Genomic DNA, 14288 nt, shown 5'->3' with positions numbered 1-14288 from the left:
CTGTCCGTCGTCGTCAGTCGTCCTGGCCGTCGCCGAAGTCGGGACGGACGTCCCGGGCGGCCAGGATCGAGTCGTTGGAGGTGCCGGCGGGGACCATCGGCCACACCATCGCGTCCTCGTGGACGATGAAGTCGATGACGACCGGGCGGTCGTTGATCGCGTTCGCCTCCTCGATGACCTTGTCCAGCTCGTCCGGGGACTCGCAGCGCAGCGCGTAGCAGCCCATGGCCTCGGCGAGCTTCACGAAGTCCGGGACGCGGGTGCCCCTGTTCGGCTCGGTCGCGCCCGGGCCGGAGTGCAGCACCGTGTTGGAGTAGCGCTGGTTGTAGAACAGGGTCTGCCACTGGCGGACCATCCCGAGGGCGCCGTTGTTGATGATGGCGACCTTGATGGGGATGTTGTTCAGGGCGCAGGTGGTGAGCTCCTGGTTGGTCATCTGGAAGCAGCCGTCGCCGTCGATCGCCCAGACGGTGCGGTCCGGCTGTCCGGCCTTGGCGCCCATGGCGGCCGGGAGCGAGTAGCCCATGGTCCCGGCGCCGCCGGAGTTGAGCCAGGTGGCGGGCTTGTCGTACTGGATGAAGTGGGCCGCCCACATCTGGTGCTGGCCGACGCCTGCCGTGAAGATCGTGTCCTCGGGGGCGAGCTGTCCGATGCGCTCGATGACCTGTTGCGGGGAGAGCGAGCCGTCGTGCGGCTGGTCGTAGCCGAGCGGGTAGGTCTCGCGCCACCGGTTGAGGTCGTTCCACCAGGCGGTGTAGTCGCCCCGGGAACCCTCGCCGTGCTCCTTCTGGACGGCCTGGACCAGGTCGGCGATGACCTCACGGGCGTCGCCGACGATCGGCACGTCGGCGGCGCGGTTCTTGCCGATCTCGGCCGGGTCGATGTCGGCGTGGACGACCTTGGCGTGCGGGGCGAAGCTGTCCAGCTTGCCGGTGACGCGGTCGTCGAAGCGGGCGCCGAGGGCGACGATCAGGTCGGCCTTCTGCAGCGCGGTGACGGCGGTGACGCTGCCGTGCATGCCCGGCATGCCCACGTGCAGCGGGTGGCTGTCGGGGAACGCGCCGAGCGCCATCAGGGTGGTGGTGACGGGCGCCCCGGTCAGTTCCGCGAGGACCTTCAGCTCGGCGGTGGCACCGGCCTTGAGGACGCCGCCGCCGACGTACAGCACCGGCCGTTTGGCGGAGGTGATCAGCTTGGCGGCCTCGCGGATCTGCTTGGCGTGCGGCTTGGTCACCGGGCGGTAGCCGGGCAGGTCCATGACCGGCGGCCAGGAGAAGGTGGTCTGCGCCTGGAGGGCGTCCTTGGCGATGTCGACCAGGACCGGGCCGGGGCGGCCGGTGGAGGCGATGTGAAAGGCCTCGGCGATCACCCGCGGGATGTCCGCGGGGTCGGTGACCAGGAAGTTGTGCTTGGTGATCGGCATGGTGATGCCGACGATGTCCGCCTCCTGGAAGGCGTCCGTGCCGATCGACGCGGAGGCGACCTGTCCGGTGATCGCGACCATCGGCACGGAGTCCATGTGGGCGTCGGCGATCGGCGTGACGAGGTTGGTCGCGCCGGGGCCCGACGTCGCCATGCAGACCCCGACCTTGCCGGTGGCCAGCGCGTAGCCCTCGGCGGCGTGGCCCGCGCCCTGCTCGTGGCGGACCAGCACGTGGCGCACCCGCCGCGAGTCCATCAGCGGGTCGTACGCCGGGAGGATGGCGCCTCCGGGAATGCCGAATACCGTGTCGGCGCCGACCTCCTCAAGCGAGCGGATCAGGGACTGCGCACCCGTGACGTGCTCGACGGATGCGGACTGTGGTCCTCCGGATCGGGGCCGCGGCTGCGGATGGTGGGCCCCGGTGGCCTGCTCGGTCATCGGCATTCTCTTCTCGATGCTGAAGGTTTTAGCGAGGGTTTTTGCGAGGTTTATCAGCTGTGCGACAGGTGCCCGTGCAACAAAAAACCCCTCGTGCCGTGAGGCAAGCGAGGGGAGCGCGTCGGTGCGGGCGCTGGGTGTGCCGGTTCGTCCTCCGGTCGTTCCCAGCTTCAGCCGACGCGCTGTCCAAGTACGAGAATTCGGGTGCGCATGGCACTGACCCTCCCCCCGCCGCACACCATGTGTCAAGTGGGTGGGACGGGAGTCTCATCATGTGAGCGCAGAGCCGTACCGCTCCCGTAGACGACGGGCACGCCACTCGGGTACACCCCCGTCCCCTTGCCCGCGTACGCGGGCTCCACCGGTCCATGGGGCACCGGGTAGTGCCCCGACGACAGCGCCCGGCGCAGCCGGTACTCGTCCAGCGGCGGCGAGAACGCGGCGCCCTGCCCATGGCTGCATCCCATCGCCCGCAGGGTGACGACCTGCTCGGGGCGGTCCACTCCGTCGGCCAAGGTCTGCAGCCCCAGGTCGCCCGCGATGCGGAGCAGCCCACTGGTGATCTTGTGCAGCCGCGGTGACTCCACGATGCCCTCGACCAGGCTGCGGTCGAGCTTGAGCAGGTCGACGGGGAGCCGCCACAGAGCCGTGACGGCCGCGTGGCCGCTGCCGAAGCCGTCCAGGGCGATGCGTACGCCGAGTCTCCGCAGCGCGTTCAGCCGGCGTTCCAGCTCGTCCAGGCAGGTTCTGGGCTCCGTGTCGGACAGCTCGACGATCAGCGCGCCCGGGGAGAGCCCGTACCGGGTCAGCAGCGCCTCGACGGAACCGAGCGGCAGCGAGCGGTCCAGCAGCCGGCGGGCGCTCATCCGCACGGCCACCGGGAGCGTCGCCCCACCGGCACTGCGCTCGGCGGCCTGCGCCACGGCCTCCTCGAGGACCCAGCGGTCCAGTTCGGCGGTCCGGTCGCCGCCCTCGGCGGCCCGCAGGAAGTCGGCCGGGGTGAAGAGCGCTCCCTGGGCGGAGCGCCAGCGGGGCTGTGCCTCGACCGATGTGATCCGGCCGTTCTCGAGGGCCACCACGGGCTGGTGCAGCAGTGTGAACTCGCCGTCGTGCAGGGCCGCGCGCAGCCGGCCGGCCAGCTCGGCCTTGCGGACGACGTCCTGCTGCATCTGCGGGACGTACAGCTCGACGCGCCCCTTGCCCGCGGCCTTGGCGCGGTACATGGCGAGGTCGGCGTTGCGCAGCAGTTCGCCCGCGTCGAGGCCCGCCTCGGCGAACGCGACACCGATGGACGCGGCCACCCGGACATCGTTGCCGTCGATGCGGTAGGGCTGCGAGAGGGTGACGCGGAGCCGGTCGGCGAGTTCGAGGATGTGCTGCTCGCGTGCGGCGCGGTCGCTGGTGCCGTCACCGACGACGAGGGCCGCGAACTCGTCGCCGCCGAGGCGGGCCGCGGTGTCGCCCTGCCGGACCGCCTCCTGGAGTCTGCGGGCGGCCTGGACGAGCAGCTCGTCCCCGGCCTGGTGTCCGATCGTGTCGTTGACGGCCTTGAAGCCGTCGAGGTCGATGAAGAGGACGGCCGTGCCGCGCAGGGCGGCGCCGCGGTCGGAGGCGCGGCGGCCGGACAGCGCCTGCTGCACGCGCTTGGTGAACAGCGCGCGGTTGGGCAGGTCGGTCAGCGGGTCGTGCTCGGCGTTGTGCTGGAGCTGCGCCTGGAGGCGCACTCTCTCGGTCACGTCCCGGCTGTTGAAGATGAGGCCGCCCTCGTGGCGGTTGACGGTGGACTCGACGTTGAGCCAGCCTCCCCCACTCTCGGCTTCGCCCGGGCGGGAGGTGCCCCCACCGCCGGACCTGAAGCGGCACTCGATGCGGGTGGTGGGTTCGTCGTGCGGTCCCGCGGCGAGGAAGCGGCGCACCTCGTGCAGCACGCGGCCCAGGTCCTCCGGGTGGATCAGCGCGGCGAGTTCGGTGCCGACGAGCTCCTGCGCGGGCCGCCCGTACACGCCTGCGGCGGCCGGGCTGACGTAGCGGAGGATGCCGTTGGGCGCGGCGATCATGATGACGTCGCTGGAGCCCTGCACCAGGGAGCGGAAGTGGTTCTCCTTCTGGGCGAGCTCCTGGGTGAGGGTGATGTTGTCGAGGAGCATGATGCCCTGGCGCACCACGAGGGCGAGCACGACGGTGCAGGCGGTGATCAGGACGACGCGGTCGACGCTGCGGCCGTCGAGGACGTTGTACAGGATGCCCAGCGTGCAGACGGCGGCGGCCAGGTACGGGGCGAGCGCGGTCAGCGATCCCGCGATGGGGCGCGCGGCCGGATAACGGCCGGGCTCCGTGCCCGTGCCCGGGAGGACCGCGTGCTCGCCCTGGGGGTCCTCGGGCCCCGCGCCGGGCGGGACGTCGTGGCGCCGGCCCGGGAGGTCCTCGCCCGGCACGCGCGCGTGCCGGTCGTCGCCCGGCTGTTCCTGCCCCTGCCGCCGGCCGACCCAGGGCGCGTAGGCGAGGAGGAGGGAGCCCGCGAACCAGCCGGCGTCCAGGAGCTGCCCGGAGCGGTAGCTGTCGTGGAGCAGGGGCGAGGTGAACAGGGCGTCGCACATGACGGTCAGCGCGAGGGCCGCGATCGCGGTGTTGACCGCGGAGCGGTTCACCGCCGAGCGCCGGAAGTGCAGTGCGAGCACCATGCTGACCAGGGCGATGTCGAGGAGCGGATAGGCGAGGGAGAGCGCGGTGTGCGCGACGTCGCCGCCCTCGTGCCGCGCGGTCCGCGCGAGCGCCAGGCTCCAGGACAGGGTCACCAGCGAGCCGCCGATCAGCCAGGCGTCCAGCGCGAGACAGACCCAGCCGTTCTTGGTCACGGGCCGCTTGGCGAGCACGAGCAGTCCCACGATGGCGGGCGGCGCGAAGCACAGGAAGAAGAGGTCGGCCAAGCTCGGGTCGGGCACGGGCCGGCCCAGTACGACCTCGTACCAGCCCCAGACCAGGTTGCCGAGCGACGCCATCGCGGAGGACAGTGCGAACAGGAGCCAGGCGGGCCGAAAGCGGCTGCGGGAGAGGCGCGCGTAGCGGAAGCAGGACACGGCCGCGGCGGCTCCGGCGGCGCTGAGCCCGAAGTCACCCATGATCAGGGCGAGTTGGCGGGACCCCCAGCCGAGCATGGACCCGATCGCGTAGCCCGCGCACACCAGCGCCAGGAGGACCTGCGCGCGCAGGCCCGTCCCGCTCGCACCGTCGCCCGCCGCCGCCCGGCCGGACAGCGGCGTCCCGGACAGCGACCGGGTCCGCAGCGTCGGATCGAGCATGGTGGCGGAGGACGGGCGGGGGCTCACCGGATCTCCCCGGTGAGAGCCGCTCCCGCATCCCGCCGGTCCCGGTGCGCCGGGTGCGTGTGCTTTCTACGGCCGCCGTGCCTGCGATGGTGATGGCCGTGACCGGCGTGGCCGCGTCTGCGCGTCGCGGTCAGCCAGGGTCGCCGTCGACGGCTCCGCCGCGTCGGATCGTTCGTCCATAGACCGTGCATCGCCCGTCGCCCCCCTCGCAGTCTTCTGTCCATCCCCGGCGCCGAACAGTGCGCGGCGCATCCCCTGCTCGGGACGATACACCAGTTTCGTCACTCAGGGACATAGCTTCTCTACGCTCAGTGACGGCCACGGGGTCGCGGGCACCGCCCGCGTCCGGGGAACTGCGGAGGGTACCGACGTGGAGCCGCGCGCAGGTCTAACGACCTGTCTCCAGGACCACGTTGCGCAGGGGCTCACGGTTCACGAACCGGTGCAACTGGTCCACCAGCAGGCGCTTCGCGCGCGGCAGGAACGCCGACGTCGGACCGCCGACATGGGGGCTGATCAGCACTCCCGGCGCATGCCACAGGGGGTGTCCCGCCGGCAGCGGCTCGGGATCGGTGACGTCCAGGGCCGCCGTGATGCGGCCGCTCCCCAGTTCCGCGAGGAGCGCGTCGGTGTCGACGACCGGGCCGCGGGCGACGTTGACGAGCAGCGCCCCATCCTTCATCCGGGCCAGGAAACCGGCATTGACCAGGCCACGCGTGGTCTCGGTGAGGGGCGTGGACAGGATGACGACGTCCGCCTCGGGCAGCAGTTGAGGCAGTCGGGTGAGTGGGTGCACCGATCCGCGCGCCGTGGTGCGCTCAGAGCGCGCGACGCGCGCCACCCGCTCCAGCTCGAAGGGTACGAGCCGGTCCTCGATGGCGGCGCCTATCGACCCGTACCCCACGATGAGCACGGACTTGTCGGCCAGCGCCGGACGGAACCCGCTCCGCCACTCCTCCCGGTCCTGCCCGCGCACGAAGTCGGGTACGCCGCGCAGGGAAGCGAGGATCAGCGTCAGGGTGAGTTCGGCCGTGCTCGCCTCATGCACCCCGCGCGCGTTGCACAGCCGTACGCCGGGGCGCAATTGCCCGAGCCCCGGCTGCACGTGGTCGACACCGGCGGAGAGCGTCTGCACGACCTGTACGGAGGTCAGCTCGGGCAGGGGCCGCTGGGAGATCTCGGGAGTCCTCATGTACGGCACCACGTAGAAGACGCAGTCGGCCGGGTCCCCCGGATACTCCTGCTCACCGTCCCAGTGCAGGTAGTCGAGCCCTTCGGGCAGCTTCTCGAACTCGTCCGCACGGTACGGCAGCCACACAACACCAGTCATGCCCAGGAGGCTACGCGAAGCCGTCACGGCCCCATTGGTTACTTTGGGGTGCCAGGGAAGGGAGGGTTCGGCCAGGTGGAGCGCAGGACGATCGGCGCGGCGGCGCTCGAGGTGGGGGCGATCGGCCTCGGTTGCATGCCGATGAGCTGGGCGTACTCGCGGTCGCGGCAGCGCGGTGACGAGTCGCTGCGGGCGGTGCACCGGGCCCTCGACCTCGGTGCCACCCTCCTGGACACGGCCGACATGTACGGCCCGTTCACCAACGAGCTGATGGTGGGCCGGGTGCTGAAGGAGCGCCGCGCGGAGGCCTTCGTGTCCACGAAGGTCGGTCTGCTGGTGGGCGACCAGCACATCGTGGCCAACGGCCGTCCCGGCTATGTGCGGCGCGCGTGCGACGCCTCGCTCCGCCGTCTGCAGACCGATGTCATCGATCTCTACCAGCTGCACCGCGAGGACCCGGAGGTGCCGGTCGAGGAGACGTGGGGCGCGATGGCGGAGCTGGTCCGGGCGGGCAAGGTGAGGGCGTTGGGACTGTGCGCGGTGGGAGCCGGCGCCGGGCGCCGCTCCGGCGTACGGCCGCACGACGCCACCGTGCGCCGGCTGGAGCGGGTGCAGCAGGTGTTCCCGGTGAGCGCGGTGCAGGCCGAACTGTCGGTGTGGTCCCCGGAGTCGCTCGGCACCCTCCTCCCCTGGTGCGCGGCCCGCGGTGTGGGCTTCCTGGCGGCGATGCCGCTGGGCAACGGCTACCTCACGGGCACGCTCAGACCGGGTGCCGGTTTCGAACCGGACGACCTGCGGGCCCGCCATCCCCGTTTCACCGCCGAGATGATGGCGGCCAACCAGCCGATCGTCGCCGGGCTGCGCCGGGTGGCCCGCCGCCACGGCGCCTCCGTGACACCCGCCCAGGTGGCCCTGGCCTGGACCCTCGCCCAGGGCCCGCACGTGGTCCCGGTGCCGGGCACCAAGCACGAGCGCTGGGCGGCGGAGAACGCCGCCGCGCACGAGGTGTACCTGACCGCGGACGACCTGACGGAGCTCGCGGGACTGCCCCCGGCACAGGGGTCGTGGGACTGACGGACCGGGTGTTGCGGGCATGGAATCATTCCGGTCCGCCGGACGTGGAACGTGTGAGGCACCCACGCCGCAGTGGGGCACTCACGGGGTACGGGCCGGTGACCTCCGCGTCGAAGGGATCGTGATCGTGCAACGTCGAGCAGTGACGGCCTTCCTGGCCGCGGCCGTGCTTCTGGTGACGGCCGGTTGTTCCGCAGGCGGGGGCGAGGAGGCGGGCGACGGCGCGAGCGCCGCTCCGGGCGGCACCCGGTCCGGGGCCTCGCCGTCCGGGCGGGCCACCGGGGACGCGCCGCCCGCGAAGGGCTCGGTGAAGGTCGTGCGCACGGTCGCCGAGGGCCTCGACTCGCCCTGGGGCCTGGCGCCGCTGCCCGGCGGCGGCCTGCTGGTGTCGTCCCGGGACGAGGGAACGATCGTCCTGGTCGACACGGAGACCGGCGAGAAGACGGAGGTCGGTGAGGTTCCCGGGGTCGCCGCCGCCGGCGAGGGCGGGCTGCTGGGCATCGCCGTCTCCCCCGAGTACACCTCGGACCACATGGTCTACGCGTACTTCACCTCGGGTTCGGACAACCGCATCGTGCGCATGCGGTACGACCCGGAGCAGCCGGAGGGCGAGCAGCTGAGCGCTCCCGACACGATCCTGCGCGGCATCCCCAAGGGCACGAACCACAACGGCGGCCGGCTGGCCTTCGGCCCGGACAAGATGCTGTACGCCAGCACCGGCGAGCGCTACGAGGGGCGGTTGGCGCAGGACAAGGAGTCCCTCGGCGGCAAGATCCTGCGCATGACGCCGGAGGGCGAGCCCGCGCCGGGCAATCCCTTCGACGACTCGCTGGTCTACTCCCTGGGCCACCGCAATGTGCAGGGTCTCGCCTGGGACGGCGAGCAGCGGCTGTGGGCCCCGGAGTTCGGCCAGGACACCTGGGACGAGCTGAACCTGATCGAGCCGGGCGGCAACTACGGCTGGCCGGACGCGGAGGGCAAGGCCGGCGAGTCGGGCTTCGTCGACCCGGTGGCCCAGTGGCGGGTGGCGGACGCGTCTCCCAGCGGTATCGCCTTCGCGCAGGGTTCGGTCTGGATGGCGGGGCTGCGCGGTGAGCGGCTGTGGCGCATCCCGCTCGAAAGCACGGAGGTCTCCGCCGACCCCCAGGCCTTTCTCACCGGGGAGTACGGACGCCTGCGTACGGTCGTCTCCGCGGGCGGCGACAGGCTCTGGCTGACCACCAGCGAGACGGACGGCCGGGGGTCGCCGGGCGACGGGGACGACAAGATTCTCGAACTGCAGGTGAAGTAGGGACAGCAGAGACATCAGGGACACCGGAGCCGCGGCCCGATCAGGAACAGGCGGGGACGGGCGCCCCGTCGGTCCCTCAGTCCTCGCTCCGGTCCCCCTCACCGCCTCCGTCCGGGTCGTCGGGTCCCGCCTCCTCGTGCGGGCGGGCGGCCGGCGGACGTATGACCGCCGTGCCGGAGTCCAGGTCTATGGGCCCGCGCCCGGGATCGCTGTCGCCGACGTCCTCGCGGGTCGTCTCCAGCCGGTTGCGTTCGTCGCTGGTGTGTTTGTGTCCGGGAGCGAACAGTTCCTCAAAGGCGTTGAACACGGGCACCTCCCCGGGCCGGTCTCCCGGCGCCACCGGTTCCTGCCCGCTCACGTCACGGGCCATGTCTCGTCAGCCGCAGGCTACGTCTCGTGCGTCAGGGCGTCCATCATGGCGGCCTTCCGCCGGTCCGTCAGGGCGTCCTGGAGAACATCCGCAACCGGTGTGCCATCGCCGCCGCCTCCCCGCGTCCCGAGACGCCCAGCTTGGCGAGGATGTTGGAGACGTGGACGCTGGCCGTCTTCGGTGAGATGAAGAGCTCCTCGGCTATCCCGCGGTTGCTGCGGCCCTCGGCGACCAGGCGGAGCACGTCCTGCTCACGGCCGGTCAGGCCGAGTGCCTCGACCGGGTCGGCGGCGGCGGGGGACGGCGTCCCCGGCGGGCGCGCGAGGGGCAGCCGGGCCCGCCGGGCGAGCCGTGCCACCTCGTCGGCGAGCGGCCGGGCACGGAGGTGGCCGGCGACGGCGGCGGCCTGCCTCAGCAGTTCCGCCGCGCGGTCGCGCCCCTCCTCGTCGGCGCCGCTCGCCGGCAGTGCCTCGGCCAGACGGTGGCGCACCCGGGCGAGGTCGTACGGACGCTCCAGCGGCTCGAAGGCGGTGACCGCCGCGGACCACGGCTCCGGCGCCGGCACGCCCCCGGCGCGGAGGAGCTCGGCGCGCACCCACGCCTCGTGGGCCCGCCACACGGGCGCGCCCGTGGGCAGCCGCCTGAGGACCGTGGCCACGCGTCCGAGGATCTCCGCCCGGCCCTCTTCGGCGGCCGGCAGCCCGCGGGCGTCGGCCTCCGCGGTGACGGCGGTGAGCAGCAGGGGCCAGGCGTAGCGCTGGGTGCCGGGCGGGAAACCGGTGTCGAGGGCACGTTGCAGCGCGGCCCGCGCTCCCGGGATGCGACCCTCGGCGGCGGCCACACCGATGGTCAGCCCGGTCAGCGGTATGGCGTACTGCGGCACGAGGTCGTGGGTGCCGTAGTGGCCGCGGGCGTCGGCGAGGAGGCGGGCTGCCTCGCCGGCGTCACCGCGGGCGAGCGCCAGGGAGGCGAGGTGGAGGCAGCCGCTGCCGCGCGGCTTGGCGCTCCGGGCGAGCGTCGCCGCCTTCGACGCGGACTCGACGGCCTCGTCCCAGCGGCCGAGCGCGAACAGCGACTCGGCGAGGTTGCTCCGGACGAAGGCCTCGGTCTCCGGCAGGCCCAGCCGCCGCGTGTGCTCCAGCCCCTCCCGCAGTACCTCGGCGGCCTCCCGGGCGCGGCCCACGCCGTCCAGGCACGACGGCAGGTTGACGTGACTGCGGCCGACGAGGGCGGTGAGGGACCGCTCGACCGCCTCGTCCCTGACCGCGTACATCGCGGCGAGCCCCTCCTCGACGTCACCGGCGTCGACCATCAGGCTGCCGAGCGTGAGGCGCGCGTTGAGCTCGGTGTCCCCGGCGCCCACCATGCGCGCGTACTCGACGGCGCGCTGGGCGTCCAGCAGTGCCTCGGGGCCGGGCGCGTGCACCATGGACCAGCCCGCGATCATGGTCAGCACCTCGGCGTGCACCCGCGACGGCGGCAGCCCGCGCACCAGTTCCTGGGCGGCGGCCAGCTCGGCCCAGCCGGCCGCCCGGGCGAGCGCGTCGTGCAACACGTGCAGTTCGTCGGCGCGGCCGACGAACACCGGGCTGACGGATCTGGTCCCCACACCGCCGAGCATCACACGCGGCACCGACATCCCGGCGCCGGACGGTGACGGGCGGCCCGTGCCCCTCATGCCGCGCGCGCGAAGCGCCGCCGGCGAGGTGGGCGGGCGGGGTACCGCCTCGGGGCGCTCCGTCCCGTCGGCGTCCCGCGCGCGGCACGGCGCGCCTCCCGGGCGAGCCGGTGACGCCCGGCCTCGCGGATCAGCTCGGCGGAGCGGATCCAGTGCAGCTCGTAGTCGAACATGTCTTCCCCCCTGGTGACGACGGACATCGCTCGGTGCGATGTCTGAACCCTCGTCCCGCAGGGGATTCCGCCGCATCGGGAGACTTCCGCATCTCCCGCGCGCGTGAAGGGCCTCAGAGCATCCGTACGGTGCGTACGGCCGGCCTGAGGACCTCAGATCAACTCGTCGTCGGCATCGAGAGCAGCACGTCGGAGTACTTCAGTGCGGCGAGCACCAGGCCGATGACGCCGAGCGAGACGCCCGCCCAGGCGACCGACTTGATCCACGGCGCCTGCGTCCGGTCCGGGGCGCCGAACGCGGGCCGGACCAGCACGACCACACCGACGACCAGCGCGACCAGCGCGAACACACCGGCGACCAGGGCGTTGGCGTTCCAGGAGTCGCCGTAGACCTGCTGGATCTGGGTGGCGACGCCCGCGTCGGCCGCGGTCTCCAGCTGGCCGAACAGCGACTCGCGCGCCTGCGCGACCGTACCGAGCCAGCTGCCGGACAGGGACACGATGCCGAGCCCGGCGGAGACGACGGCCGCGGCACCCTGGCCGACCCCGGCGGAGGCGGCGTTCCGGCTGCGCGCCCCCTCCGGCCCGTCGGCCCCCTGGCCGTCGGCCTCCTGGCCGTCGACCCCCGGTTCTGCGGCCTCGGGTTCTGCGGTCTCCTGGCCGGCGGTGGCCGTGGCCTCCTCGTCGGAGGTACCGGCGGGCGCCTCCGGGCTTTTCTCCACGGAGATCCCGGTGACGTCCCGCGCCGCCTCGCCGCTCCTCGTCTCGCCGCTCTTCGCCCCGGTGCCGGCCTCGGCGCCGGTGTCCTTGTCGTCCACTGTCTTCGTTCCCATGCCTCGCACCGTACGGACGTCGTCTGAGAAGTCCCTTAACGATCCTTGTGCACGGCACGCGCGCGTGCCGTACGCCACTCCGGTGCGAGTACCGACCACACCTCCATGTCCTGGCGCACGCCCCGGTACGGGTAGCTCTGCCGCAGCACGCCGTCACGGCTCATGCCCAGCCGCCGCGCCACGGCGATGCTGGGCTGGTTGGCGGACGACGCCTGCCACTCCACGCGGTGCACGCCGCGCTCGTCGACCAGCCAGTCGATGAGGACCCGCATGGCCCGGGTGATCAGTCCACGGCCCGTGGCGGCCGGTTCGAGCCAGCAGCCGACCTCGCAGACGCCGTGCGCAGCGTCGAAGATCCGCACGAGCACCCCGCCGACGAGCTTCCCGTCCAGCCACACGCCGTGCAGGCTGCCGGTGTCGGCGGCCCGTTTGTCGGCGTACGACTGGAGGAGCGCCCGCGCCGAGCCCACGTCGGTGGCCTGGGCGCCGAACGGGATGTGCGTCTGGACGAACTCGCGCCCGCGGTCGAGGTGCGCGAGGAACTCCTCGGCGTGCCAGGGCTCCAGGGGCCGCAGTTCCGCACCGTCGTCGCCCAGGGGTATGGCGTACATCCTGTTCCCGCTCCTTCACCAGCGCCCACCGGCGCCGAAGACGTCGGCCGGGGCCGTCCCCGGCGCGCCCCGGAATCCTGGCACGGGCGGAGACTTCGCCGCCCGGCTTTTCGCACGCGGTCGGACCGGGGGACGGCCGAGGGCGGCACACCGCACCCGGTGCACCGCCCTCGGCCGTACGGGACCTGCTCAGCCGTACGGGACCTGCTCAGCCCTCGCCGACGCCCAGCTTCTCCAGGATGAGCTCCTTGACGCGGGCCGCGTCGGCCTGGCCGCGCGTGGCCTTCATGACCGCGCCCACGAGGGCGCCGGCGGCCGCGACCTTGCCGCCGCGGATCTTGTCCGCGACGCCCGGGTTGCCGGCGATGGCCTCGTCGACGGCGGCGGTCAGCGCGCCCTCGTCGGAGACGACCTTCAGGCCGCGCTTCTCGACGACCTCGTCCGGGGTGCCCTCGCCCGCGAGGACGCCCTCGATGACCTGGCGGGCCAGCTTGTCGTTCAGGTCGCCGGAGGTCACCAGTGCGGTGACGCGCGCGACCTGCTCGGGCGTGATGGCCAGCTCGTCCAGGGTCCTGCCCGACTCGTTGGCGGAGCGGGCGAGTTCACCCATCCACCACTTGCGGGCGGAGGCCGCGTCGGCGCCCGCGTCGATCGTGGCGACGATCAGGTCCAGCGCACCGGCGTTGAGGATGGCCTGCATGTCCGTGCCGGAGATGCCCCACTCCTCGCGCAGCCGGTTGCGGCGGACGAGCGGCAGCTCGGGCAGGGCGGCGCGCAGTTCCTCGACCCACTCGCGGGCCGGGGCGACCGGCACCAGGTCGGGCTCCGGGAAGTACCGGTAGTCCTCGGCCTCCTCCTTCACGCGGCCCGAGGTCGTGGACCCGGTGTCCTCGTGGAAGTGGCGCGTCTCCTGGACGATCGTCCCGCCGCCGCTCAGCACGGCGGCGTGGCGCTGGATCTCGAAGCGCGCGGCGCGCTCGACGCTGCGCAGCGAGTTGACGTTCTTCGTCTCGCTCCGCGTGCCGAACTTCTCGCTGCCCTTCGGCATCAGCGACAGGTTCACGTCGCAGCGCATCTGGCCCATCTCCATACGGGCCTCGGAGACGCCGAGCGCGCGGATCAGCTCGCGCAGCTCCCGGACGTACGCCCGGGCGACCTCCGGCGCGCGCTCCCCGGCACCGACGATCGGCTTGGTGACGATCTCGATGAGCGGGATGCCCGCGCGGTTGTAGTCGAGCAGGGAGTGGGACGCGCCGTGGATCCGGCCGGTGGCACCGCCGACGTGCAGCGACTTGCCGGTGTCCTCCTCCATGTGGGCGCGCTCGATCTCCACGCGGAAGGTCTCGCCGTCCTCCAGCTGTACGTCGAGGTAGCCGTCGAAGGCGATCGGCTCGTCGTACTGGGAGGTCTGGAAGTTCTTCGGCATGTCCGGATAGAAGTAGTTCTTCCGGGCAAAACGGCACCATTCGGCGATCTCGCAGTTCAGCGCGAGGCCGATCTTGACGGCGGACTCGACGCCGGTCGCGTTGACGACCGGGAGCGCGCCGGGCAGGCCGAGGCAGGTCGGGCAGGTCTGGCTGTTCGGCTCGGCGCCGAGCGCGGTGGAACAGCCGCAGAACATCTTCGTCGCGGTGCCGAGTTCGACATGGACCTCGAGGCCCATGACGGGGTCGTACGACGCGAGCGCGTCCTCGTACGACACCAGGTCGGTGTCGGTCGTGGTGGTCACGGTGAAACTTCC

General features: G+C 72.6%; 10 protein-coding genes and 1 pseudogene. 2 read left to right on the top strand and 9 right to left on the bottom strand.

Going from position 1 to position 14288, the window contains the following annotated elements; translation table 11 throughout:
• Window positions 1-13 precede the first annotated feature (13 nt).
• The 3 genes from IEZ04_RS22265 to IEZ04_RS22255 form a co-directional block, all read right to left on the bottom strand.
• Window positions 14-1861 carry an acetolactate synthase large subunit gene (locus IEZ04_RS22265; RefSeq protein WP_189218723.1) on the bottom strand — a complete coding sequence of 616 codons (1848 nt, stop codon included), beginning with the start codon at window positions 1859-1861 and terminating at the stop codon, window positions 14-16.
• A 245-nt stretch (window positions 1862-2106) separates the two neighbouring features.
• Window positions 2107-5187: a putative bifunctional diguanylate cyclase/phosphodiesterase gene (locus IEZ04_RS22260; protein ID WP_189218722.1), complete on the bottom strand. Its 3081-nt coding sequence runs from the start codon at window positions 5185-5187 to the stop codon at window positions 2107-2109.
• A gap of 388 nt (window positions 5188-5575) precedes the next feature.
• Window positions 5576-6517: a 2-hydroxyacid dehydrogenase gene (locus tag IEZ04_RS22255; protein WP_189218721.1), complete on the bottom strand. Its 942-nt coding sequence runs from the start codon at window positions 6515-6517 to the stop codon at window positions 5576-5578.
• 75 nt (window positions 6518-6592) lie between these two features.
• Between IEZ04_RS22255 and IEZ04_RS22250 the strand changes: the two genes are divergently transcribed.
• Window positions 6593-7591 carry an aldo/keto reductase gene (locus IEZ04_RS22250; RefSeq protein ID WP_189218720.1) on the top strand — a complete coding sequence of 333 codons (999 nt, stop codon included), beginning with the start codon at window positions 6593-6595 and terminating at the stop codon, window positions 7589-7591.
• 121 nt (window positions 7592-7712) lie between these two features.
• Entirely contained in the window at window positions 7713-8882 is a 1170-nt protein-coding gene (locus tag IEZ04_RS22245) for a PQQ-dependent sugar dehydrogenase (protein ID WP_229821187.1), read from the top strand.
• A 76-nt stretch (window positions 8883-8958) separates the two neighbouring features.
• On the opposite strand, the gene IEZ04_RS22240 is transcribed toward IEZ04_RS22245, so the two are convergent.
• The 6 genes and pseudogenes from IEZ04_RS22240 to gatB all read right to left on the bottom strand — a co-directional run bounded on the left by IEZ04_RS22240 (window position 8959) and on the right by gatB (window position 14276).
• Window positions 8959-9189: a DUF6191 domain-containing protein gene (locus tag IEZ04_RS22240; RefSeq protein ID WP_189218718.1), complete on the bottom strand. Its 231-nt coding sequence runs from the start codon at window positions 9187-9189 to the stop codon at window positions 8959-8961.
• Between the two features lie 130 nt (window positions 9190-9319).
• Window positions 9320-10807: pseudogene (locus IEZ04_RS22235) on the bottom strand (LuxR C-terminal-related transcriptional regulator); the annotation flags it as partial.
• Window positions 10808-10926: 119 nt separating this feature from the next.
• Window positions 10927-11103 carry a hypothetical protein gene (locus tag IEZ04_RS22230; RefSeq protein WP_189218717.1) on the bottom strand — a complete coding sequence of 59 codons (177 nt, stop codon included), beginning with the start codon at window positions 11101-11103 and terminating at the stop codon, window positions 10927-10929.
• 158 nt (window positions 11104-11261) lie between these two features.
• Window positions 11262-11936: a hypothetical protein gene (locus tag IEZ04_RS22225; RefSeq protein WP_189218716.1), complete on the bottom strand. Its 675-nt coding sequence runs from the start codon at window positions 11934-11936 to the stop codon at window positions 11262-11264.
• Window positions 11937-11971: 35 nt separating this feature from the next.
• The gene (locus IEZ04_RS22220; RefSeq protein WP_189218715.1) at window positions 11972-12547 is read right to left on the bottom strand and encodes a GNAT family N-acetyltransferase; all 576 of its coding nucleotides are present in this window, start codon (window positions 12545-12547) and stop codon (window positions 11972-11974) included.
• 208 nt (window positions 12548-12755) lie between these two features.
• Entirely contained in the window at window positions 12756-14276 is a 1521-nt protein-coding gene (gene gatB, locus IEZ04_RS22215; protein ID WP_189218714.1) for an Asp-tRNA(Asn)/Glu-tRNA(Gln) amidotransferase subunit GatB, read from the bottom strand.
• Window positions 14277-14288: the final 12 nt, after the last annotated feature.

The organism is Streptomyces ruber (assembly GCF_014648075.1).
GTDB lineage: Bacteria > Actinomycetota > Actinomycetes > Streptomycetales > Streptomycetaceae > Streptomyces > Streptomyces ruber.
The sequence above is the reverse complement of the archived record's forward strand: the minus strand, read 5'-3'. Positions and strand labels throughout refer to the sequence as shown.

What these genes read in the sequence shown, in the direction of transcription:
- IEZ04_RS22220 (WP_189218715.1), bottom strand. Translation starts at nt 12,547, where the DNA reads ATGTACGCCATACCCCTGGGCGACGACGGTGCGGAACTGCGGCCCCTG.
- IEZ04_RS22230 (WP_189218717.1), bottom strand. Translation starts at nt 11,103, where the DNA reads ATGTTCGACTACGAGCTGCACTGGATCCGCTCCGCCGAGCTGATCCGC.
- IEZ04_RS22225 (WP_189218716.1), bottom strand. Translation starts at nt 11,936, where the DNA reads ATGGGAACGAAGACAGTGGACGACAAGGACACCGGCGCCGAGGCCGGC.
- IEZ04_RS22265 (WP_189218723.1), bottom strand. Translation starts at nt 1,861, where the DNA reads ATGACCGAGCAGGCCACCGGGGCCCACCATCCGCAGCCGCGGCCCCGA.
- IEZ04_RS22255 (WP_189218721.1), bottom strand. Translation starts at nt 6,517, where the DNA reads ATGACTGGTGTTGTGTGGCTGCCGTACCGTGCGGACGAGTTCGAGAAG.